Raw genomic sequence first — 22,070 nt, 5'->3', positions numbered from 1 at the left:
AAGCGTGTTGCGATTGTCGCAACACGCTTTTTTATGCCAATACCTTAACGATTAATTTCTTTAGTTCTTTTATATCAATGGGCTTCACTACATAATCCGTGAATTCACATTGTTTGGCGATCTCCTTTTCCCTTTCGAAAGCGAATGCCGTGAGCGCTATGATCGGAATGGTCTTGGATAAGGTGCGGATTCTGCGAGTCGCTTCGAATCCGTCCATAACCGGCATTTTTATGTCCATCAGGATTAGGTCCGGATGATATGTCTCGAACATATCGATAGCCTCTTGCCCGTTTAGCGCATGATAAAGTTGGTATTGCTTGCCAAACAAGGTTTCCAAAAGGAAATAATTCTCATAAACGTCCTCGGCGATTAAGATGGAATGATGCCTATCTGAACGGGGCGTTTCTTCGGATTGGACGGGGATATCCGGTGAAAGCTCAATATCAGTCCGTTTTGTGTCCAAAGGCAGAGTGAACCAAAAAGTGGAACCCACCCCTTCTTCAGAGTCTACGCCGATTTTACCTCCTAATGCCTCGATAATGGTTCGGCTGATGGTTAATCCCAATCCCGTACCTTGCTGGAAAGTATCTACCTTGATGAATCGCTCGAATATACGTCTTTGGTTTTCCGCGGAGATACCGATACCTGTATCTTTCACGCAGACTCGGATAAAATCCCCTTCTATCTCATAATAAATCGTGATACTTCCTTTTGTGGTAAATTTGATAGCGTTATTCACGAAATTGGATATCACTTGCATAACCCTCCGCTCATCGGTTTTAACGATTACGGATGGGGAGCCGAGATCAAAGATAAGAACCACGTCTGAAGGCATCTTTATAGAGTCTGCCAATGCGATTTCGCCACATATATCCTTGATGTCCACTTCCTCGAAATGATAATCCATGGTTCCCGCCTCGATTTTAGAGAAATCAAGGATATCATCGATCAGTTGCAGTAGCAAATCATTGTTTTTATGAATGATATCTAAATAAGATTGACGCTCTACCTCATCATCAATCTCGGCGATTATATTTGAGAACCCGACGATAGCGTTCAGCGGCGTGCGTATCTCATGACTCATATTCGCCAAGAATGCGGACTTCAATTTATCAGCTTCCTTTACCTTGATTAGCTCGATCTCCTTTTCCCGTTGCTGGGTTATGTTGGAGGTATAGCTTACGATCCTGTTAGGCGTTCCGTCATCGTTGAATTTATAGGAGCGTACATTGGAGTTGAACCAGAATGTTTTGCCATTGAGGATACGCCTGTAGGCCGCTACGAAGTTATTGATCTTCCCTTGCAGGAGAGGTTTGAACTGTTTATTATATACCCGGTCAAAATCATCCGGATGGATTGAGGATTTATAGTCTTCTTGATTCTTGAAGTTGTAATCATGAATCGCTTTTAGCCCCTCATTATTATTAATGTCTTCATTGAGGCCAAAATCTACGGTCAATTTATCATTCTCTACATCGTATTCCCAAAGAATGGAATCCCCGGTATCTACTGATACTTTTAGCCGGGCTAGGCTATTTTCGATTTGTTCCCGCTTGATGTGATTCTCGGTATCGTCGAATACAATATAAATATAGCCGAATATATTATCAAGAGAGTCTTTTAATGTGACTCCTTTTACCAACAGATGCTTTGTTTTAGAATCATGATGACTATCGTAATAGCCGTTTTGAGAAGCAACCTTGAAATCATAATTAAGAGGAAAGAATATATCTTTTCCGTTTTTGAGGCTTTGGTTTACATATTTCGGGATATTAGGATTCTCGAACATATTCAGTCCCACGGCCTGCTCACGGGTAACACCAAAAATATCGAGATCCGCTTGGTTGATATCTACCAACACTCCATTCTCATCATAAAGTTCGGCGCCCCAAGGCATCTTGTCGAAAATGATCTTAAACTTCGTCTCGCTTTTCATGACTTGCATAGCCGTATGTTCTACTAATCCTTGAACTTCCCCTCTTTCAATGGCTATGGAAAGGATATCAGCCAACATATGTAAGTTCTCTATATCTAAGGCACTCCAGTTCCGTTTCTTTTTTACAGAATCAAAGCCGATAAATCCGGATGGTTTGCCTTGCTTGAAAATAGGGATGACTAATAAGGATGAAACCTCTTGCAAAATCAGAAGATGCTGCTCACTCTTCGCCTCTTCCGGCATTTTAGAGACATCATGAATAACGATATCCATGCCCTTTTTGATACTGTCGTACCACCAAGGAATCTCGTCTTGCGGGAGTTGACGCAGTAAATCCTCTCGCATAGAGATAATGCCATCACAAGTAACTTCATTCGTAAAATCAACAGTATGAGTTTGTTCGTCAAATGTTCCGATATACACCCGATCCACATCGAAAAATTGTAAGATGCGGAATAGCGCTTGGTCAATAACCGAGTTTTTTTTGGCTCCAAGAAGAAGTGACAATACATCCGACATCGTTTTTCGCAAATCAATCATATTGGCCAAAATCAAGTCGGTCTTTTCATCTTCTACATCGGTCTTCTTGTCTATAGCCTCATTAAGAAATGTTGTATTGGAATGAATGTTATTCATGATAAATTGAGTGTACTAAATTTATTCGAAAACAAATGTAAGTATAAACTTTGATTATTTTTTGTTTTAGTGTTTATTATATTATTATCGTGGCTTTAAAAATAATTTTGTACGTTTGTAGATGGTTGAATTAAACTTGAAATCTATGGATAATAAAATCATATTGACGATAGGCCGCCAGTTCGGAAGCGGTGGCCGCGAGATCGGACAACGTTTGGCGAAGGAGTTGGGTATCGGTTACTATGATAAGGAACTGATTACCGTGGCGGCCCGTGAGAGTGGATTATGCGAGGATGTTTTCGAGAAGGCGGACGAACGTGCCTCCAGTGGTTTATCGTACGCTTTTACGATGGGGTATTCTTCTTTTATGGGAGGGATGTTTACGCCTTATAATGATATTTTGTCTAATGACGGTCTTTTTAAGATACAGAGTGACGCTATCCGTAAATTGGCGGAGACTGAGTCGTGTGTTTTGGTAGGGCGTTGCGCTGATTATATCCTCCGGGATAATCCGGCTTGTTTGAGCTTCTTTATCCATAGTTCAGTGGAGAGCCGGGTCCAAAAGACCGTGGAAAGGCATGGTGTGACGGTGGAAGAGGCGAAGAACATGATGGAGAAGACTGATAAATCCCGTGCGGCTTACTATAATTATTATACGAATAAGACATGGGGAATGGCCTCTTCTTATAATTTCTCGATCGATGTATCCGTATTAGGGATCGACGAGACCGTGGAATTTATGAAAAGCTTTATCGAGCGCAGATTGAATAAGCGTCCGCCTCATTTCGGATAAATCGTATTCTTGAGAAACCATTATTGAATAGAGATTAACCTATTAAAACTAAGAAAGTATGCGAAAACCTTTTATTACTGTTCGGCTGACCCATGGTATGTTGGGCGCCTTGTTAGTTTCCACCTGTGCTTGTTCGGGCACGAAGTGGACGGAGGTGGAGAAAGATTCTATCCGTATCGTTACCCAGCAAGAAGGAGCTGTATTAGGATATTCCGCCAATTCGGGGGTGAGACTTCTTACTGTTGACGGATATGCCTTCAAAGATCTGAATCGGAACGGGCGGCTTGATCCGTATGAGGATTGGCGTCTTACGCCCGAGGAACGTGCCGTTGATTTGGCCGGACAGTATCTACAGAGGAAATCGCCGGATTGATGCTTTATAGCGCCCATCAATCTATCCCCGGTGCCTCGAAAGGGTTTGGAACTTCTACCTACAATGGCAAATCTTTTGATGAGAGTGGAGCCCAGCCATCCGATCTTTCCGATGCGCAGCGTAAATTCCTCACCGAGGATAATGTTCGTCATGTATTGGTTACGAGAGTGCAAAGCCCGAAAGTGGCGGCTCGCTGGAATAATAATGCGCAAGCTTTAGTGGAGGGTATCGGTCATGGTATCTTACGGTCGTTGATAATCCCGATGAGGCGGATTTCGCCATCGTCTTTATGACGAGCCCGAACAGTGGTACGGGGTATGATAAATCCGATTGTGAGAAAGGTGGAAACGGTTATATGCCTATCAGTTTACAGTATAATGATTATACCGCTACCTATGCCCGTAACCCAAGTTTGGCGGGGGGAGATCCGTTTGAGAATTTCACGAACCGTTCTTATAAAGGTAAGTCCGTGAAAACAGCTAATAAGCAGGATATGCTTTCTGTTTTGGAGACAAAGGCTAAAATGAAAGGTAAGCCTGTAATCGTATCTTTGGAGATGGATAAGCCCACGATTATGTCCGAGTTCGAGGGTTCGGCGGATGCCATTTTGGTGAACTTCGGTGTACAAAACCAAGCGGTCTTGGATATCATCAGTGGAAAAGCCGAGCCTTCCGCTTTGTTGCCTTTGCAGATGCCGGCAGATATGCGTATCGTGGAGGAGCAATTCGAGGATGTTCCCCGGGATATGAAATGCTATACGGACAGCGAGGGCCATCTGTATGATTTCGCTTTTGGTATGAATTGGAAAGGCGTTATCGATGATGAGCGAGTGACTAAATATAAATAGGGTAAATTACATTTTTGTGTTTTTGTGGTTACGGTATCTATATATAATGCCTAAATTTGCATGGTAATATTATTAAGTGCAGACCATGAAAATTATGACATTGCAGGGAACGGACAAATTGTTATATGAACTTGTCGCGCCTTTGGTCATGAATCCAGCCATTTTGCGACAAAATAACAATTACCCTTTTAAAACATCTCGTAGCCACGTTTGGTATATAGCCTTTCATGAAACGGCTGTTGTTGGTTTTATGCCTGTAAAAAAAGGACATATCTATTACTCTATAGACAATTATTTCGTGAGTGGTGACGATCCTTCGGTATTGAGTGAACTTCTTGAAGAAGTCATAAAGGATTTTTCATCTCAAGCTTCACTTATGGCTGTTGTGCATAAACGTCATGTAAAAGTGTTCTCACAAAAAAAGTTCCAGACATGTGTTGAGTGGAAAAATTATGATAAAATGCATTATTTACCGGAGGTAGAGTCATGATGCGAAGAATGGATGTGTACGAGGCGACAGAGAAAAGATTGAAGATCATTTTTGATTATTTCGATTACGTATACGTCTCTTTTTCCGGCGGAAAGGATAGTGGTGTACTGTTGAATTTGTGTGTAGATTATATTCGTAGATACGCTCCGGGACGAAAACTAGGTGTATTTCATATGGATTATGAGGTTCAATACAGCCAGACGACCGAATATGTGGAAAAGGTTTATGCCGCTAATTCCGATATCCTTGATATTTATCATTGTTGTGTTCCTTTTAAAGTCCAGACATGTACATCTATGTTTCAACAATATTGGAGACCTTGGAGCGAGGAGTGCCGGGATATCTGGGTTCGAGAGATGCCCCATTCATGTCTCCGGGCGAAAGACTTTGACTTCTTCAAGGAGGACATGTGGGATTATGATTTTCAGAATATGTTCCCTTTTTGGTTGTATCAACGGAAAATGGGCCGGCGTATATGTTGCCTTGTTGGTATCCGTACCCAAGAGAGTTTTAATAGGTGGCGGGCCATACATAGTGATAAGAATTACAGAAAACTAGCTAATTATAAATGGACTCGCAGAATGAATTATTCTATATATAACGCATATCCTATTTATGATTGGAAAACTCAGGATATCTGGATAGCGAACGGAAAGTTCGGTTGGCCATATAATCATTTGTATGATTTGTATTATCAAGCAGGGGTGCCTTTGTCCCGGCAACGTGTGGCGAGCCCATTCATATCCCAAGCGATATCCACACTGTTCATTTACAAAGTTGTCGATCCCGACATGTGGGGGCGGATGGTTGGACGTGTAAACGGTGTTGGCTTTGCCGGTATATATGGGAATACCTCCGCTATGGGATGGAGGGCTATCAAGTGCCCAGCCGGGTTCTCTTGGGAGAAATATATGTATTTTCTCCTAAATACCTTACCCGAAGAAACTCGTGAGAACTATTTGAATAAGTTAAGAGTCAGCCGTGAATTCTGGAGAGAAAAAGGAGGATGCCTCAGTGAGGAGACAATCGCTAAGTTACGGGCGGCTAATATTCCTATCATTGTGGAAGAATGTACCGCTTACCATACGGATAAGAAACCAGTACGGATGGAGTATATCGATGATATCAATATACCCGAGTTTAAAGAAATCCCTACTTACAAACGTATGTGTGTTTGTATTTTGAAAAACGATCATACATGCAAGTATATGGGTTTTTCCCAGACAAAACGAGAGAGGGATATGAGAAAAGAAGTAATGGACAAATATAATTTTTATAAGCATGGGAAACTTTGTTAGTCCGGCATATGGTGTTAGGGCTGTCCCTATAGAAAAAATTGTAGCCAACAGCTATAACCCTAATATCATGGCACCACCGGAAATGCGATTATTGGAACTTTCCATTTGGGAGGATGGCTATACGATGCCTTGCGTCTGTTATTATCTTGAAGAGGATGATTTATATGAGATAGTAGATGGTTATCATCGTTATCTGGTTATGAAGCAATCTCAAAGGATTTATGATCGTGAGAAAGGAATGTTGCCTGTAACGGTGATTGAGAAAGATATTTCAAACCGAATGGCTTCAACCATTCGCCATAACAGGGCTCGAGGGATGCACAACTTGGAACTTATGACGGAGATTGTTACGGAGTTGGTCAAATCTGGGATGTCTGATAAGTGGATCATGCGTAATATTGGAATGGATAAAAATGAGTTACTTCGGTTCAAGCAGATTTCGGGATTAGCTGAATTATTCCGGGATAAAGAATTCGGTTGGTCTGATGACTGGTCGGAAGAAGACTAAACTTTTTACATTTTGTTTGGCTGAGCGTTTTTTGCCTTTTATGGCTCTGTTGAGTACATATATACTAATTTTTTGTACATTTGCTCCCGACTTTTCACATAGGGGTGCCCGAGTCATACGGGCTGAGATTATACCCATCGAACCTGATCCGGGTAATGCCGGCGAAGGGAAAATAAGGTAGAACTAGGAAATAAAGGGGGCGTTACCTCTATGTGCTCCCTGATGTTTAAACTTTAATTAGTTATTAAGATGGAACAGATTGTTTCAAGTGGAATCATTGACTCTTACTTCGAGAAGTTGAAGAGCAACTTGTCTGTGGATGTAGCGATCGTGGGAGGGGGACCTTCCGGTATCGTGGCCGCTTATTTCTTGGCGAAAGCCGGTAAGAAGGTGGCGTTGTTTGATCGTAAGCTGGCTCCCGGTGGAGGTATGTGGGGCGGCGCTATGATGTTCAACGATATCGTGGTGCAGGAAGAGGCTATGCCGATTATCAAGGAATTGGGCGTAAGCTATAAGGAGGGTGCTAACGGCACGTATATCATGGATTCGGTACATACCACTTCCGCTTTGATTTATCAGGCGACGAAGGCGGGCGCTACGATCTTTAACTGCTATTCGGTAGAGGACGTGGTGTTTCATAACGATGCCGTAGCCGGTGTGGTAGTGAACTGGGCTCCGGTAATCCGTGAGGGGATGCACGTGGATCCGTTGACGATCATGGCAAAGGCTGTCTTGGAAGGTACGGGGCATGATTGCGAGATTGCCCGTGTGGTAGCCCGTAAGAATGATATCCAATTGAATACACCGACCGGAGGCGTGATCGGCGAGCGTTCCTTGAATGTGGAGCTGGGTGAGCAGACGACGGTGGAGAACACGAAGGAGATCTACCCGGGATTATTCGTTTCCGGTATGGCCGCTAACGGCGTAAGCGGTAGCTTCCGTATGGGACCGATCTTTGGCGGCATGCTGATGAGCGGCAAGAAGGCTGCTGAGTTGATCTGCGAAAAACTTGGGAATTGAAAATTGAGAATTGAGAATTGAAAATTAAAGATACAACAATCAATAATTTTCAATTCTCAATTCCTAACGGTTTTTCCTTGTCTCAAGAATAAGAATCCCGTTATGATCAATGCCGTGGATAATCCCGTATAGAATACGGAAATGAAAGAATTCGGCAGTAAATGGAACGTGCGGATCGTGATCCCGAAAGCGATCATGAAGATCATGATAATCCAACCTTTCACGTCGAAAAAAGAGAACGGGCAATGTTTCCCGTTTTTCCGGGAGATCCGTTCGGAATGTTTATAGAAAAGCCGTTTAAAGACCAAATTGAAGAAAAGTAAGAAAACGATGGTCGCTTCCCCGATCTTGAATAACCAATAATGGGTATCGTTTAACCATGTGACGATACCGATGCGTAAGATATTGATACCGGCGAAAATCCATACGCAACCGGCGGTATATAATAATATCTTTTTATTTACTCCAAACTTCATCTATCTTTTTATTTACCGCAAACTTACAACATTCATGTAAAAAACGGAAAAATATCCTTATCTTTGTGCCATGCGTGAGAAAATGAAACAGAGGATTGTACAATACGTGGTGCTGATGGCCGGCATCTTGGTATTGCTTTCTGTGGTTATCCCTCACCATCATCACCGGGACGGGATGCCTTGTTATCAATCCTTGACTGCGGAGCAAGCGCATGGCGATAAAAGCACTGATACGCATGATTGCGGTTGCGACGGGCATAACTTGGCCTATTTCAGTACGCATATTTCTCATTTTATGGATGGAGATGTGGATATACATCTGATGCCGTTACTCGTCTTATTTGATTACATTTATCCACCTGAACCGGCGTTTTGTGGACAGCTCCTTGATCACGAGAACGCCCCCTACATTGAGTCGCTGCACGACACTTGGATAGTGAGTGCCTCGGGACTTCGTGCCCCTCCTATGTCTTGATACCTCGTTTGTGAGAGCGGGTGAGGACAGACTTGCCCCTATCTATTTATTATTAACGATATCAAGATTTTTTACACAATGAAGAAAATATATTTGGTAGGTGCGATGTGCGCTTACCTGTTTGCCGGTTGTGCGGGAAATGCGTCGCAAGCCGGACACGATGAGCATAATCATGAATTAGAGGCTCACGACCATGAGCATGAAGGTGAGGATCACGATCATGATCATGAGGGACATGAACACGAAGGCCATGACCATGAGCATGAGGCCGGTGGTACCCATCCCGGCGAGATTGTCTTTAAGAAAGCCTTAGCCGAGGCCGTTGGTTTGCAGACTGTAACGGTTAATCCCGCTCCTTTCACGGATGTGATTAAGACGAGCGGACGAGTAATGGCGGCGCAAGGGGAGGAGTCCGTGATCGTCGCTACCGTCCCCGGCGTGATCTCGTTTGGTAGCTTGCCATTCGTGGATGGTACGGCGGTACGCAAGGGACAGGCTGTGTTGAGTATCGCCTCCAACGCCCTCTCGGATGGAGACGTGGCGGCAAGGGCTAAATTCGCTTATGAGACGGCGAAAAAGGAATACGAGCGTATGCAAGCCTTGGTAGGCGATAAGATCGTATCCGCCAAGGATTTCGAGCAGGCCCGCTTGAATTACGAGAACGCCAAGGTCGCTTATGAGGCGATAGCGGGAAAACAGACGGCGAAAGGCGTGTCTGTAGTCTCTCCCTTGAATGGTTACTTGAAGAACATCCAAGTGAAAGAGGGTGATTATGTATCCGTAGGCCAGCCTTTGGCTACGATCTCGCAAAACAATCGTTTGGTATTGCGTGCGGACGTGTCTGAGAGGTATTACAACGATCTTCCCATGATCCAAACCGCTAATTTCATGACTCCGTATGATAACGCTCTCTATAAATTGTCTGATTTGCGTGGACGGTTGTTATCGTATGGAAAGGCTTCCGATATGAACTCTTTCTATGTACCGGTGACTTTCGAGTTCGATAATAAAGGAGCGGTTATCCCCGGTTCTTTCGTGGAGATCTTTTTGTTGACAAAGCCGATGGAGAATGTCTTGAGCGTGCCTGTCTCCGCCCTTATCGAGGAGCAGGGCGTTTATTCGGTATTTATCCGTCTGGATGAGGAAGGCTATAAGAAGCAATGGGTGACGCTGGGAGCGAATAACGGCTCGGAGGTACAGATCCTTTCCGGATTGAAACCGGGCGATGAGGTCGTGACTCGTGGCGCTTACCAGATCAAGTTGTCTTCCGCTTCTAACGCGATACCGGCTCATAGCCATAGCCATTAATAGGAGGGACGTTGCATGTTAAATAAGATAATTTATTATTCATTGCACAACCGGTTGGTAATCTTGGTTTGTGCGCTATTGCTGATGATCTGGGGTACGTACACGGCGTTTAATACGGACGTGGATGTGTTCCCGGACTTGAACGCCCCGACGGTCGTGATTATGACCGAGGCGAACGGTATGGCTCCCGAGGAGGTGGAACGCTTGGTGACATTCCCTGTGGAGACTGCCGTGAACGGTGCGATGGACGTGCGGCGTGTACGTTCCTCGTCTACCACCGGATTCTCCGTGGTTTGGGTAGAGTTTGATTGGGGTACGGATATTTACCGGGCTCGTCAGATCGTGTCCGAAAAACTGGCTGTCTTGGGTGAGAGCCTTCCCGAGAACGTAGGTAAACCGACCTTAGGCCCGCAGTCATCCATCTTGGGTGAGATGATGATTCTCGGTTTGACCGCCGATTCCACGTCTTTGTTGGACTTACGTACGATCGCCGACTGGACGATCCGTCCCCGTTTGTTGTCTACGGGCGGTGTGGCGCAGGTTGCCGTGATCGGTGGCGATATTAAGGAGTACCAGATATTGTTGGACCCGGCTCGTATGAAGCACTACGGTGTAGGGTTGAACGAGGTGTTGGATGTTTGTCGGAATATGAACCGGAACGCCAATGGTGGTGTATTGTATGAGTTTGATAATGAGTATATCATCCGGGGAGTCTTGTCTACGTCGAAGGCGGAAGAGATCGCTCAGGGTGTGGTGAAGACCGTGAATGAGTATCCGGTTACGCTGGGTGATATCGCTACGGTTAAGATCGGCGGTAAAAGCCCGAAGCTGGGAACCGCTTCCGAGCGGACAAAGCCAGCCGTGCTGATTACCGTGACTAAACAGCCGGATACGAGTACGGAGAAGTTGACGGAGAAGCTGGACGAGATTGTTGTCGATTTGCGGAAGAACTTGCCGGCGGATGTACATGTCTCTACGGATATATTCCGCCAGAGTCATTTTATCGATAACTCTATTAATAATGTAAAGAAGAGCTTGTTTGAGGGTAGTTTCTTCGTGGTGATCGTCTTGTTCCTGTTCTTGATGAATATACGTACGACGGTGATCTCGTTGGTAGCCTTGCCGTTATCTTTGCTGGTCTCTATCATCGTATTGCACTACATGGGATTGACGATTAACACGATGAGCTTGGGAGGTATGGCGATCGCTATCGGTTCCTTGGTGGATGACGCTATCGTGGACGTGGAGAACGTGTATAAACGAATCCGGGAAAACCGGCTCTTGCCTCCGGATCAGCAACGCTCTACCTTGGAGGTGGTTTACGACGCTTCCCGTGAGGTACGTATGCCGATCTTGAACTCTACCTTGATTATCGTGGTGAGCTTCGTGCCCTTGTTCTTCTTGAGTGGTATGGAAGGCCGTATGTTGGTTCCGCTGGGTATCGCTTTTATCGTGGCGTTGTTTGCTTCTACGGTGGTGGCGCTTACCTTGACCCCGGTGCTTTGTAGCTATTTGCTGAACCGTAAAGCGACGGGAATGAAGGAACTGCGTGAGGCTTGGATAGCCCGGAAGTTGAAGGTGGTGTATAAACGGGCTTTGGAGTTAGCGTTGGCTTACCAGAAATGGGTGCTAGGTACCACGATCGCTTTGTTTGTGGTCGCCTTGGTGATCTTCTTTCATTTGGGACGTAGTTTCTTGCCCCCGTTCAATGAGGGTTCTTTTACGATCAACGTAAGCTCGCTTCCGGGAATTTCCTTGGACGAGTCGGACCAGATCGGACGCCGTGCGGAAGCGTTGCTGTTGCAAGTGCCCGAGATAAAGACTGTGGCTCGGAAGACCGGTCGTGCGGAATTGGATGAGCATGCCTTGGGCGTGAATGTTTCCGAGATCGAGGCTCCTTTCGAATTGCAAGACCGTAGTCGGGATGAGGTGATGAATGATGTCCGCAAGAAGTTATCTACGATCAGTGGCGCTAATATAGAGATCGGGCAACCTATTTCCCATCGTATCGACGCTATGCTTTCCGGTACGGAGGCGAATATCGCTATCAAGCTGTTTGGTACGGACTTGAACCTGATGTTTACGGTCGGAAACCAGATCAAGGCCGCTATCCAAACGATCCCGGGTCTGGTGGACTTGAAGGTAGAGCAACAGATCGAGCGTCCGCAGTTGACAATCACCCCGAAACGTGAGTTGCTGGCTAAATATGGTATTCCCCTGCCGGAGTTCGAGGAATATATCAATGTGATGTTGGGTGGAGAGGCCGTAAGTCAGGTGTACGACGATGGCAAGAGCTTCGACCTGACCGTGAAGACCTCCGACGCTAGCCGTGCCACGATGGATGATATTAGCAATCTGATGATCGATGCCGCCGGACAGAAAGTGCCGCTAAGCTACGTGGCCGATATCCGTTCCGTGACCGGTCCGAATACGATCAATCGTGAGAATGTGCAACGTAAGATCGTGATTAGCGCCAATGTATCGGAACGTGACTTGCGAAGTGTGGTTAATGAGATACAGGATCGGGTAGAGGCTAATATCCGTTTGCCGGAGGGATACCATATCGAATATGGTGGCCAGTTCGAGAGCGAGGCGGCGGCCAGCCGTACCTTATTGCTGACGTCATTGATGTCGTTATTGGTGATCTTCATGTTACTGTACAATGAGTTCAAGGACGTGAAGGAGAGCGGCGTGATCTTGTTGAACCTGCCGTTGGCGTTGATCGGTGGCGTGATTATCCTATGGCTTACTTCCGGCGAGATCAGTATCCCGGCGATTATCGGTTTCATTTCCTTGTTTGGTATCGCTACCCGAAACGGTATGCTGCTGATCAGCCACTATACGCATTTGCGTGGAGAGGGAATGGGATTGCGTGAGTCCGTGATACAAGGTTCCCTAGACCGTTTGAACCCGATCTTGATGACGGCGTTGAGTTCCGCCTTGGCGTTGATCCCGTTGGCGTTGAATGGCGATCTTCCCGGGAATGAGATCCAAAGCCCGATGGCGACGGTGATCTTGGGTGGTTTATTAACCTCTACGTTCTTAAACGGATTCATCATCCCGATTGTTTATCTGATAATGAACAAGAATAAAGAATAAGTTTTATGAAATCATATATTATAGTCGCCGCCTTGTCTGTATTGACAGGCGGCCTTTCCGCCCAGACTTCTATAGAGGACGTGCTCCGGAGCGTGGAGGCGAACAATAAGGATTTACAGGCGAACAGCCAGTTGGTCCAGTCGCAGAAGCTGGAGGCGAAGTTGGATAATAATTTGCCAGACCCTTCGGTCTCTTATTCGCATTTCTGGGGGAATAAAGAAGGGATGGGATTCACGGGCGAGTTCGTGGCTTCCCAAAGCTTTGATTTCCCGTCCGTATATGTCCGGAAGCATAAGCTGACGAAGGCGAAATCCGCGGGTTTGGATCGTCAAGGGATGGCTTTTCGTCAGCAAATCTTGTTGCAGGTGAAAGAGGTTTGCCTAGATTTGGTGCTGTTGAACCAGCAGAAGAACCTATTGGATACCCGTCTTAGGAACGCCGAGCAACTTTCCGCTTTTTATGCGACTCGTTTGGAGAAAGGAAATGCGAATATCCTTGAGACAAACAAGATCGATCTGGAATTATTGAACGCTCGGACAGAGGCCCGGATGAACGAGACTTCCCGTATTGCCAAGCTGCAGGAGCTAGCTACCCTGAACGGCGGTATCGCTATCGAGTTTACGGATACGGTTTACGCCTTGCCGGATAGGGAGGTGCTTTCCTTTGATGAGCTGCGGACGGAGGCGATGCAATCCGATCCGCAATTACAGACCTTGCGTAGCGACCAGACGACAGCCCTTCGGCAGGTGAGCGTGAATAAGGCGAAAGGTCTGCCCGGCTTTGAGTTAGGGTATCGTATGAATCCCGCCTCGGGTGGAGAGCGTTTCAATGGTTTCTTGGTAGGAATCACCATCCCGTTGTTCTCGAACCGTAATAACGTGAAACAGGCGAAGGCTCAGGCCCGCTATACGGAGATGCAGTTGGAGAGCGCTTCTTTCACGGTAGAGAATGGGTTGAGGCAGCTATATGACCAGTCTGTCTCCTTAAAGAAATCTATCGATGAATATAAGGATGTGCTGAAAAGGCAGAATAGCTTGGTCTTGTTGAACAAGGCTATACAGGCCGGGCAAATCTCTATGATCGAGTATTTCGTGGATGTGACGACCTATTACCAAAGCGTGCAAAACTACCTGCAATTGCAAAACCAATACCAAAAGGTCATGGCGCAATTGTATAAGTATCGATTATGATAAGGAACACAACTGTGTTTTCTCTTGAACACAGTTGTGTTTATCCACAGATACAGTTGTGTTTTCTCACGAACACAACTGTGTTTTTACGTTCTCTAAGGATAGCTTAAAGTCACGGATCAATTCTTTCATCACCTCTTCCACGGATAATTCCTCCCAGAATAAAGACGCTACCTGTCCGATCTCTAACTCGCCTTCCTTTAGGTCGCCCTCAAAGATTCCTTTCTTGGCACGTCCTTTGCCCAATAACTCACGTAATTCTTCCACGGACGCTCCCCGGGCTTCCGCTTCTTCCACTGCCGTAGCGAAATCTCCTTTTACCAGACGGGTAGGAGACAGTTTCTTTAATAATAACTTCGTATCGCCTTCCTTAAGATTCAAGCATAGTTTCTTGAAATTCTCGTGTGCCGAGCTTTCTTTGGTCAAGGCGAAACGAGTGCCTATCTGTACGCCGTCGGCCCCTAGTGCGAGTGCCGCTAGCATCGCTTGACCGTTTCCGATACCTCCTGCCGCCAAAAGGGGGAGAGAGGTCGCTTTCCGGACAGCGGGGATCAGGCACATCGTAGTTGTTTCCTCCCGTCCGTTGTGCCCGCCGGCCTCGAAGCCTTCGGCAACGATGGCATCCACTCCGGCCTCCTCGCATTTCGTGGCGAATTTAGAGCTGCTTACCACGTGAACGACCGTCATGCCATGATCCCTCAAATACTTTGTCCATGTTTTCGGGTTGCCGGCGGAGGTAAATACGATCTTCACTTTTTCCTCCACCAATATCCGCATCAAGGTATCGATTTCCGGGTACATCAGCGGGACATTCACGCCAAAAGGCTTGTCGGTCGCCGCCTCGCATTTACGGATATGTTCCCGGAGCACTTCCGGGTGCATGGAGCCTGCCCCGATCAATCCTAATCCACCGGCGTTACTAACCGCTGAAGCTAGCCGCCAACCACTACACCAAACCATTCCCGCCTGTATGATGGGATACTGAATACCAAAAAGACTACAAATTCGATTCATATTATTTCTTGCGTTAATCTCGCTAAAATTAGTGAACTATTTTTATTGGAACAACAATTTCTTTGTCGAGGTTGTTGAATAGGCATATAACTTTAAAATATAAGAGATATGCCAGAGAATATAATGAAAACGTTATGGGATGAGAGCGATGATCTTCACGATGAGACCATGTCTACCAATTCGGTATTGTCGGATGATTACACGTCTAATGACATTCAAGATTTACAAGAAACGATCGAAAATGAAAATATCGAGGACGGTATAGAGAGCGATTCGATTGAACATTGAATGAAAGCATATTGGGTCCCCGAAGGGAAGATCTCCCTTTGGGGATCTTTTTTGTGTGAATTGTGAAAATCTTTTTCCGGATTCTAAATAATAACAATTTGAAATAGAATTGTAACGCAAAACTTCGTTATCTTTGTCCATTGTAATTCTAATATAACAATGGCATGAATAAAACGCTTATGGCCGCAGGTTTAGCGGTTATTTTGGGAGCTTGTTCCTCCTCAAAGAAAAGCGATGTAGCGGAAGGCGCTACACCCAATCCGTTTTTTGCGGAGTATACGACACCGTTCGGGGTGCCTCCGTTTGATCAAATAGAGGTGGCTCATTACAAGCCGGCTCTTTTGAAAGGTATGGAAGAGCAGTCGAAGGAGATCGAGGCGATCGTGGTAAATCCGGATGCGCCGACATTCGAGAATACGATCGTGGCCTTAGACCAAAGTGGCGAGTTGCTTACTAAAGTAATGTATGCTTTCGGTGGCCAATCCAGTGTGAATACCACGGACGAGATCCAAGAGCTCGAACGTGAGCTTTATCCCCTTTTATCCAAACATTCGGATGATATCAGCTTAAATCCCAAGCTTTTCGCCCGGGTGAAATCCGTATATGAGAATCAGGCGAGCTTCCATCTGGATAAGGAACAGAAGAAGCTGTTGGAGGAAACCTATAAAAGCTTTGTCCGGGGAGGAGCCAATCTGCCGGAGGATAAGCAGGCGAAGTTGCGTGAGCTGAACGAGAAGATATCCATGCTCCAACTTACTTTCGGACAGAATACCCTGAAAGAGACCAACGCTTTCCAATTAGTGATCGATAATAAAGAGGACTTATCCGGCCTGCCGGAAGACGTGATCGTCAAGGCGGCGCAAACGGCCCAAGAGAATGGTCTGGATGGTAAATGGGTGTTTACCCTCCATAATCCGAGCGTGATGCCTTTCCTTCAATACGCCGATAAGCGTGATTTGCGAGAGAAGATCTTCAAGGCGTATACAAATCGTGGCAACAATAATAATGAGAATGATAATAAGGAGGTCGTTAAGCAGCTGGTTACCGCTCGTCTGGAGAAAGCCCGATTGATGGGATATGAGGATTATGCCGCTTTCGTATTGGAAGAGAATATGGCGAAGAACGAGAAGAACGTGTACGACTTGCTCGATAAAATCTGGCCGTCTGCCTTGGCGAAAGCGAAAGAGGAATTGGCCGATATCAACGCCGAGATCAAGAAGGAAGGCGGTAATTACGAGGCCGAGGGCTGGGACTGGCGTTATTATTTCGAGAAAGCCAAGAAAGCGAAATATAACTTGGACGAGAACGAGATGCGTCCTTATTTTGAGTTGGGACATGTACGTGAGGGCATCTTCTATGTAGCCAATAAATTATACGGTATCACGTTTACCGAGATCAAGGACATCCCGAAACCGGACCCCGACGCTCTCGCTTTCGAGTGCAAGGATAAAGATGGTACGCATCTGGGCGTGCTGTATATGGATTTCTTTACCCGCCCGGGCAAAGGAGGTGGCGCATGGTGCGGCGGTTACCGCTCACAAACGTATAAAGATGGGAAACGGGTAGCCCCGGTGGTTACTACCGTATTTAATTTCAGTAAACCGGCGGAGGGACAACCGGCGCTTTTGACGGCCGACGAGACCGAGACCGTATTCCATGAGTTCGGTCATGCCCTACATAGTTTATTCTGCGACGTTCATTATTATGGCGTGTCCGATGTGCCTCGTGACTTTGTGGAGCTACCTTCGCAAGTCGATGAGCATTGGGCCGTTGAGCCGGAGGTATTGAAAGTGTACGCTAAACATTACCAGACCGGCGAGGTAATACCGCAAGCCCTTGTAGACAAGATGATCAAGAGTGGCAAGTATGGACAAGGATTCGCTACGACGGAGTATCTGGCCGCCTCTTATCTGGATATGGATTATCATGTATTGAAAGAGATCCCTGCCGATTTGGATATTGAGAAATTTGAGGCGAAGGTCTTGGGCGATCGTGGTCTGATCCGTCAGATTCCGTCTCGCTACCGCTCCACTTATTTCGGACATACGATGGAAGGTGGATATACCGCCGGTTATTATAGCTATATCTGGGCGGAAGTGTTGGATTGCGACGCTTTCCAAGCTTATAAGGAGACGGGTGATATCTTCAACCCGGAGGTTGCCTCTAAATTCCGTAAATACGTACTGACCCCGGGCGGCATCGACGACGCTATGGACATGTACGTGAATTTCCGTGGCAAACAACCTAGCATCGATCCGCTGTTGGAGAACAGAGGGCTAAAATGAGCAGAACAATTTATAACTCATAAATCAAAAAATCAGTAAAGATGAAACAATTAATTATGGCAGCAGGATTAGCCGTTATGCTTACTGCCTGCGGTACTTCCGAAAAGAAGACCGTGGAGGGTGAGAACCCGTTCTTTGCGGAATATACCACCCCGTTTGGAGTTCCACCTTTTGATCAAATCAAGTTCGAGCACTACAAACCGGCCCTATTGCAAGGCATGGAAGAGGGACGCAAGGAGATCGAGGCGATCGTGAATAACCCGGAGGAGCCGACGTTCGAGAATACGATTGTCGCTTTGGATGAGCAGGGTGCGTTGCTTCGGAAGGTCCAGATCGTTTTCGGTGGACAGAATAGCGTGAATACGAATGATGAGATGCAGGCGTTAAGCCGTGAGATGTCGCCGCTATTGTCAAAATATAGTGATGATATCAACTTGAATCCGAAATTATTCGCTCGTGTGAAGGCGGTATACGATAAGAAGGATGAGTTGGGTCTCGATAAGGAGCAAATGAAGTTATTGGAGGAGACTTATAAGGACTTCGTTCGGGGTGGCGCTAATCTTTCCGCTGAGGATCAGGCTAAATTGCGTGAGTTGAATAGCAAGATCTCCATGCTACAGCTTACTTTCGGACAGAATATGCTGAAAGAGACGAACGCTTTTAAATTGGTGATCGACAAGCAGGAGGATCTTTCCGGTCTGCCCGAGACCTTGATCGCTAACGCCGCTCAAGCGGCTAAGGATGCCGGGATGGAAGGCAAATGGGTATTTACCTTGCAGAACCCGAGCGTGATGCCGTTCTTGCAATATTCCGATAAACGTGAGTTGCGTGAGAAGATGTTCAACGCTTATATCAACCGTGGTAATAATAATAATGAGAACGATAACAAGGAAGTGGTTCGTGATTTGGTTGCCGCTCGTTTGGCGAAAGCGAAGTTGATGGGCTATGATGATTACGCTTCTTTCGTGTTGGAGGATCGTATGGCGAAAAGCTCGGATAAGGTCTATCAATTGCTAGACGAGGTTTGGAAGCCTGCTTTGGCGAAAGCGAAAGAGGAATTGGCCGATATCAACGCCGAGATCAAGAAAGAAGGCGGCAATTTCGAGGCCGAGGGCTGGGATTGGCGTTATTATTTCGAGAAGGCCAAGAAAGCTAAATTCAATTTGGATGAGAATGAGGTTCGTCCTTACTTGAAGTTGGATAATGTTCGTGAGGGTGCTTTCTATGTAGCTAATAAGTTATATGGTATCACGTTCACCCCGATCCGTAATATTCCGTTGCCTTATCCGGAAGCGCAGGCTTTTGAGTGCAAAGATAAGGATGGCTCTCATTTGGGCGTTATTTATTTCGATTTCTTCCCTCGTGCCAGCAAGCGTGGTGGCGCATGGTGTGGTTCTTATCGTCCGCAGGCTTATAAGGATGGCAAGCGTGTGGCTCCGGTCGTAACGATCGTTTGTAACTTTAGCCAGCCCGCTCCGGGACAACCTGCGTTGTTGAGCGCTGATGAGGCGAATACATTGTTCCATGAGTTCGGTCATGGTTTGCACGGCTTGTTCCGTGACGTGCATTACTCCGGTGTTTCCGGTGTTCCTCGTGATTTCGTGGAGTTGCCTTCACAGGTTATGGAGCATTGGGTATTCGAGCCGGAAGTATTGAAGGTGTACGCTAAGCATTATCAGACCGGCGAGGTGATCCCGGCCGAGTTGATCGAGAAGTTGGATAAGAGCGGTAAGTACGGACAAGGTTTCGCTACGACGGAGTATCTGGCGGCTTCTTATCTGGATATGGATTTCCATGCGGTCAGTGGTGACGCGGCGGATAAGAAGGTGATCAAGTTCGTTGACCAGACGAATAATGTTCCGGCCAACTTGAATGTGATGGATTTCGAGCAACAGACGTTAGGCCGTCGTGGTTTGCTGAAACAAATCCCTTCCCGTTACCGTACGACTTACTTCAACCATACGATGGGTGGCGGCTACACCGCCGGTTATTATAGCTACATCTGGGCCGAGGTATTGGATTGCGACGCTTTCGAGGCATTCAAGGAAACCGGCGATATCTTCAATCAAGAATGTGCCGATAAATTCCGTAAATATGTCCTGACCCCGGGTGGTATCGACGACGCTATGGATATGTACAAGAATTTCCGTGGCAAGGAACCGGGTACGGATCCGTTGCTGAAGAATAGAGGATTGAAATAATCTAGAAATGGAGATTTTATAAAGGCGGACCGGTTGGTTCGCCTTTTTTTGTATATGCTCAGCCTCCCGGATCTGTATTACATTTGCTAAGTTTTATCACGTAAAAATAGCGATAATATGGAGAAAAAGGATTTAGTAGAAGGGATGAGTCTGTATATCTATAAGTTGCGTATGGATGGGCGTTATTCCACGGCGAAGAGCTATCAGGATGCATTAAACTCATTCATGCGGTTTTGTGGGTTGGAGGTAATTCCCTATATCTATGTCAATAAGGAGAACCTTCGGCGTTATCAGGCCTTTTTGTTGAACAAAGGATGTACATGGAACACGGTGTCGACCTATATGCGTCGGATCCGTTGTGTGTACAACATGGCGGTGGAGGAAGGGTTGGCCCCCTATATCCCTTATTTATTTAAGGGAGTTTTCACGGGTATAGAGAGCAAACGCAAAAAGGCGTTACCACAGGATTTATTACGTTCTCTGATGACGGCCCCATTAGATGATCCGGAACTGAGAAAAACACGGCAGGCATTGTGCCTGATGTTCCAGTTTTGCGGTATGGCATTCGTGGATTTCGCTCATCTGAAAAAGGAGAATGTCCGGGGTGGGGTTTTGGAATATAAACGCCAGAAAACGGGTACTCCGATGCTTATAGAGGTACAATCTACCGCATGGGAGTCGCTGAGGGAACTGTCAAGTGATGTAGGTAAGGACTCACCCTATTTGTTTCCTTTCTTGAAGGGGATGAAAGTGGGAAAAGAAGCCTACAAGGAGTACACTTCCGCTTTGGCCCATTTTAACCGGAACTTGAAGAGGTTGGCGAGAGCCTGCGGTGTGTCTATCCCGATCACCTCATATTCGATCCGTCATTCTTTTGCGATGATTTTGAAGGAACAGGATGTCCCGATTGAGATGATCAGCGAACTATTGGGCCATAAATCGATCAAGACTACGCAAATCTATTTGAAAAGTTTCTCGTTAGAAAAGATGTCTGCGGTGAATAAAATTTGTTTTGAGAGTGTGTACAATCATGTACCGAAAGTAGGGTAAAGGGAGTAGGCTACTTGGGGAGTAGCGTATTCTTTCACGGCGCAAATGTAGTAAAAAATAACTAAAAACAAGCAAACAAATGCGCTTGTTTACTCATTGTAGGCGTTTGATCCTCTCTATTTTTTGATTTTCCTGTTTTATCCTAGACGTATAGACATGGTGATGCGGGTGAAATGACCTCTTGTTCCCGGTATCATTCCACCATGCCTTATAACCTGTGTGTATTCCTGTAGAGACGGGGCATGCCCCGTCTCATCCCCTCCAAATGGTAACTTAAAGCTACTATCAGACAGTGGGAGACGGGGCGTGCCCCGTCTCTACAACCGGGTGATAACCGTTCTCGCACCTTTTAGGCTACTCCCCAAGTAGCCTAAGATTTCGAGAGATGGTAATTTTCAGTAATGCCACATTTAAAAATATAAAGTACTGTTTATCAAGATGATATAAAAGATTCTTGGTAGGGCTCTGAATTGCCGTGGGGTCTGTTTTCGGGCCATGGGATAACCTCTAGAAAAGATAATCATAGAGATGGATATATTGACAGGCAAGTGCTCGGATAGGTTCATGGCGCATGTTCTGAAGCGACGTGATCAGGAGGCTGTCCGCTGGTACGTGCTCACGCTTCCTACCGCCGGTGGCGGGCGTGACAGGATCAGCCCCTCGAAGGGGCTGGACGCTGAGCTTTCCCGCCGTGAGCGTCGTGGTGAGGCGTTGTTCGAGTATTTCTCCCCCTCGTATGTCGAGGCGAGGAAGGTGGGTGGCAAGATGGTCAACACGAGGCAA

At 46.2% G+C, this 22,070-nt stretch carries 19 protein-coding genes, 1 pseudogene and 1 riboswitch; of the genes and pseudogenes, 17 read left to right on the top strand and 3 right to left on the bottom strand.

The window, feature by feature from the left end; all coding sequences use genetic code 11:
* Window positions 1–31 precede the first annotated feature (31 nt).
* Window positions 32–2,572, bottom strand: coding sequence for an ATP-binding protein (locus DWY79_RS09565; protein ID WP_008779642.1), 2,541 nt, complete (start codon window positions 2,570–2,572; stop codon window positions 32–34).
* Window positions 2,573–2,717: 145 nt separating this feature from the next.
* Between DWY79_RS09565 and DWY79_RS09560 the strand changes: the two genes are divergently transcribed.
* The 8 genes from DWY79_RS09560 to DWY79_RS09525 all read left to right on the top strand — a co-directional run bounded on the left by DWY79_RS09560 (window position 2,718) and on the right by DWY79_RS09525 (window position 7,901).
* The gene (locus DWY79_RS09560) at window positions 2,718–3,365 is read left to right on the top strand and encodes an AAA family ATPase (protein WP_008779643.1); all 648 of its coding nucleotides are present in this window, start codon (window positions 2,718–2,720) and stop codon (window positions 3,363–3,365) included.
* A 58-nt stretch (window positions 3,366–3,423) separates the two neighbouring features.
* Window positions 3,424–3,738 (top strand): hypothetical protein, encoded by a 315-nt coding sequence (locus DWY79_RS09555; RefSeq protein ID WP_005857964.1) that lies wholly within the window; start codon window positions 3,424–3,426, stop codon window positions 3,736–3,738.
* Entirely contained in the window at window positions 3,738–4,031 is a 294-nt protein-coding gene (locus tag DWY79_RS09550) for a hypothetical protein (protein ID WP_005857963.1), read from the top strand. Before DWY79_RS09555 ends, DWY79_RS09550 begins: the two co-directional genes overlap by 1 nt.
* Window positions 4,028–4,585 (top strand): glycoside hydrolase family 3 C-terminal domain-containing protein, encoded by a 558-nt coding sequence (locus DWY79_RS09545; RefSeq protein WP_122369260.1) that lies wholly within the window; start codon window positions 4,028–4,030, stop codon window positions 4,583–4,585. Before DWY79_RS09550 ends, DWY79_RS09545 begins: the two co-directional genes overlap by 4 nt.
* Window positions 4,586–4,670: 85 nt before the next feature.
* A complete protein-coding gene (locus DWY79_RS09540) occupies window positions 4,671–5,075 on the top strand; it encodes a hypothetical protein (RefSeq protein WP_005866444.1) in 405 nt (134 codons plus the stop codon).
* Complete coding sequence (locus DWY79_RS09535) at window positions 5,072–6,373, top strand: DUF3440 domain-containing protein (protein WP_122369259.1); 1,302 nt, start codon at window positions 5,072–5,074, stop codon at window positions 6,371–6,373. Before DWY79_RS09540 ends, DWY79_RS09535 begins: the two co-directional genes overlap by 4 nt.
* Window positions 6,357–6,881: a ParB/RepB/Spo0J family partition protein gene (locus tag DWY79_RS09530; RefSeq protein ID WP_005857955.1), complete on the top strand. Its 525-nt coding sequence runs from the start codon at window positions 6,357–6,359 to the stop codon at window positions 6,879–6,881. The genes DWY79_RS09535 and DWY79_RS09530 overlap by 17 nt, the downstream gene beginning before the upstream one ends.
* A 90-nt stretch (window positions 6,882–6,971) precedes the next feature.
* Window positions 6,972–7,068, top strand: a riboswitch (TPP riboswitch).
* Window positions 7,069–7,130: 62 nt separating this feature from the next.
* The gene (locus tag DWY79_RS09525) at window positions 7,131–7,901 is read left to right on the top strand and encodes a sulfide-dependent adenosine diphosphate thiazole synthase (protein WP_005857953.1); all 771 of its coding nucleotides are present in this window, start codon (window positions 7,131–7,133) and stop codon (window positions 7,899–7,901) included.
* 56 nt (window positions 7,902–7,957) lie between these two features.
* On the opposite strand, the gene DWY79_RS09520 is transcribed toward DWY79_RS09525, so the two are convergent.
* A complete protein-coding gene (locus tag DWY79_RS09520; RefSeq protein WP_008779645.1) occupies window positions 7,958–8,377 on the bottom strand; it encodes a hypothetical protein in 420 nt (139 codons plus the stop codon).
* Between the two features lie 70 nt (window positions 8,378–8,447).
* Between DWY79_RS09520 and DWY79_RS09515 the strand changes: the two genes are divergently transcribed.
* The 4 genes from DWY79_RS09515 to DWY79_RS09500 all read left to right on the top strand — a co-directional run bounded on the left by DWY79_RS09515 (window position 8,448) and on the right by DWY79_RS09500 (window position 14,449).
* Window positions 8,448–8,852 (top strand): DUF6769 family protein, encoded by a 405-nt coding sequence (locus DWY79_RS09515; protein WP_008779646.1) that lies wholly within the window; start codon window positions 8,448–8,450, stop codon window positions 8,850–8,852.
* A gap of 78 nt (window positions 8,853–8,930) precedes the next feature.
* Complete coding sequence (locus tag DWY79_RS09510; RefSeq protein ID WP_036650882.1) at window positions 8,931–10,160, top strand: efflux RND transporter periplasmic adaptor subunit; 1,230 nt, start codon at window positions 8,931–8,933, stop codon at window positions 10,158–10,160.
* Between the two features lie 15 nt (window positions 10,161–10,175).
* Window positions 10,176–13,259, top strand: coding sequence for an efflux RND transporter permease subunit (locus DWY79_RS09505; RefSeq protein ID WP_008772501.1), 3,084 nt, complete (start codon window positions 10,176–10,178; stop codon window positions 13,257–13,259).
* A gap of 5 nt (window positions 13,260–13,264) precedes the next feature.
* A complete protein-coding gene (locus DWY79_RS09500; RefSeq protein ID WP_044546338.1) occupies window positions 13,265–14,449 on the top strand; it encodes a TolC family protein in 1,185 nt (394 codons plus the stop codon).
* 66 nt (window positions 14,450–14,515) lie between these two features.
* Here DWY79_RS09500 and DWY79_RS09495 read toward each other — a convergent pair whose 3' ends face one another.
* Window positions 14,516–15,463 carry a nitronate monooxygenase family protein gene (locus tag DWY79_RS09495; protein ID WP_005866461.1) on the bottom strand — a complete coding sequence of 316 codons (948 nt, stop codon included), beginning with the start codon at window positions 15,461–15,463 and terminating at the stop codon, window positions 14,516–14,518.
* A 108-nt stretch (window positions 15,464–15,571) separates the two neighbouring features.
* Here DWY79_RS09495 and DWY79_RS09490 point away from each other — a divergent pair, with 108 nt between their 5' ends.
* The 5 genes and pseudogenes from DWY79_RS09490 to DWY79_RS23010 all read left to right on the top strand — a co-directional run.
* Window positions 15,572–15,751 (top strand): hypothetical protein, encoded by a 180-nt coding sequence (locus tag DWY79_RS09490; RefSeq protein WP_005857938.1) that lies wholly within the window; start codon window positions 15,572–15,574, stop codon window positions 15,749–15,751.
* 164 nt (window positions 15,752–15,915) lie between these two features.
* Entirely contained in the window at window positions 15,916–18,036 is a 2,121-nt protein-coding gene (locus DWY79_RS09485; protein WP_122369258.1) for a M3 family metallopeptidase, read from the top strand.
* A gap of 41 nt (window positions 18,037–18,077) precedes the next feature.
* Window positions 18,078–20,237 carry a M3 family metallopeptidase gene (locus tag DWY79_RS09480; RefSeq protein WP_008779651.1) on the top strand — a complete coding sequence of 720 codons (2,160 nt, stop codon included), beginning with the start codon at window positions 18,078–18,080 and terminating at the stop codon, window positions 20,235–20,237.
* A 117-nt stretch (window positions 20,238–20,354) separates the two neighbouring features.
* Entirely contained in the window at window positions 20,355–21,287 is a 933-nt protein-coding gene (locus DWY79_RS09475; RefSeq protein WP_122369257.1) for a site-specific integrase, read from the top strand.
* Between the two features lie 528 nt (window positions 21,288–21,815).
* A pseudogene (locus DWY79_RS23010) lies at window positions 21,816–22,070 on the top strand (transcriptional regulator); the annotation flags it as partial.

This window comes from Parabacteroides sp. AF27-14 (assembly GCF_003635425.1).
Classification (GTDB): Bacteria; Bacteroidota; Bacteroidia; order Bacteroidales; family Tannerellaceae; genus Parabacteroides; species Parabacteroides distasonis.
The sequence above is the reverse complement of the archived record's forward strand: the minus strand, read 5'-3'. Positions and strand labels throughout refer to the sequence as shown.

Excerpts from the sequence above, each read along its gene's own strand:
- DWY79_RS09565 (WP_008779642.1), bottom strand. The coding sequence starts at position 2,572 with ATGAATAACATTCATTCCAATACAACATTTCTTAATGAGGCTATAGAC.
- DWY79_RS09560 (WP_008779643.1), top strand. The coding sequence starts at position 2,718 with ATGGATAATAAAATCATATTGACGATAGGCCGCCAGTTCGGAAGCGGT.
- DWY79_RS09555 (WP_005857964.1), top strand. The coding sequence starts at position 3,424 with ATGCGAAAACCTTTTATTACTGTTCGGCTGACCCATGGTATGTTGGGC.
- DWY79_RS09550 (WP_005857963.1), top strand. The coding sequence starts at position 3,738 with ATGCTTTATAGCGCCCATCAATCTATCCCCGGTGCCTCGAAAGGGTTT.
- DWY79_RS09545 (WP_122369260.1), top strand. The coding sequence starts at position 4,028 with ATGACGAGCCCGAACAGTGGTACGGGGTATGATAAATCCGATTGTGAG.
- DWY79_RS09540 (WP_005866444.1), top strand. The coding sequence starts at position 4,671 with ATGAAAATTATGACATTGCAGGGAACGGACAAATTGTTATATGAACTT.
- DWY79_RS09535 (WP_122369259.1), top strand. The coding sequence starts at position 5,072 with ATGATGCGAAGAATGGATGTGTACGAGGCGACAGAGAAAAGATTGAAG.
- DWY79_RS09530 (WP_005857955.1), top strand. The coding sequence starts at position 6,357 with ATGGGAAACTTTGTTAGTCCGGCATATGGTGTTAGGGCTGTCCCTATA.
- DWY79_RS09525 (WP_005857953.1), top strand. The coding sequence starts at position 7,131 with ATGGAACAGATTGTTTCAAGTGGAATCATTGACTCTTACTTCGAGAAG.
- DWY79_RS09520 (WP_008779645.1), bottom strand. The coding sequence starts at position 8,377 with ATGAAGTTTGGAGTAAATAAAAAGATATTATTATATACCGCCGGTTGC.
- DWY79_RS09515 (WP_008779646.1), top strand. The coding sequence starts at position 8,448 with ATGCGTGAGAAAATGAAACAGAGGATTGTACAATACGTGGTGCTGATG.
- DWY79_RS09510 (WP_036650882.1), top strand. The coding sequence starts at position 8,931 with ATGAAGAAAATATATTTGGTAGGTGCGATGTGCGCTTACCTGTTTGCC.
- DWY79_RS09505 (WP_008772501.1), top strand. The coding sequence starts at position 10,176 with ATGTTAAATAAGATAATTTATTATTCATTGCACAACCGGTTGGTAATC.
- DWY79_RS09500 (WP_044546338.1), top strand. The coding sequence starts at position 13,265 with ATGAAATCATATATTATAGTCGCCGCCTTGTCTGTATTGACAGGCGGC.
- DWY79_RS09495 (WP_005866461.1), bottom strand. The coding sequence starts at position 15,463 with ATGAATCGAATTTGTAGTCTTTTTGGTATTCAGTATCCCATCATACAG.
- DWY79_RS09490 (WP_005857938.1), top strand. The coding sequence starts at position 15,572 with ATGCCAGAGAATATAATGAAAACGTTATGGGATGAGAGCGATGATCTT.
- DWY79_RS09485 (WP_122369258.1), top strand. The coding sequence starts at position 15,916 with ATGAATAAAACGCTTATGGCCGCAGGTTTAGCGGTTATTTTGGGAGCT.
- DWY79_RS09480 (WP_008779651.1), top strand. The coding sequence starts at position 18,078 with ATGAAACAATTAATTATGGCAGCAGGATTAGCCGTTATGCTTACTGCC.
- DWY79_RS09475 (WP_122369257.1), top strand. The coding sequence starts at position 20,355 with ATGGAGAAAAAGGATTTAGTAGAAGGGATGAGTCTGTATATCTATAAG.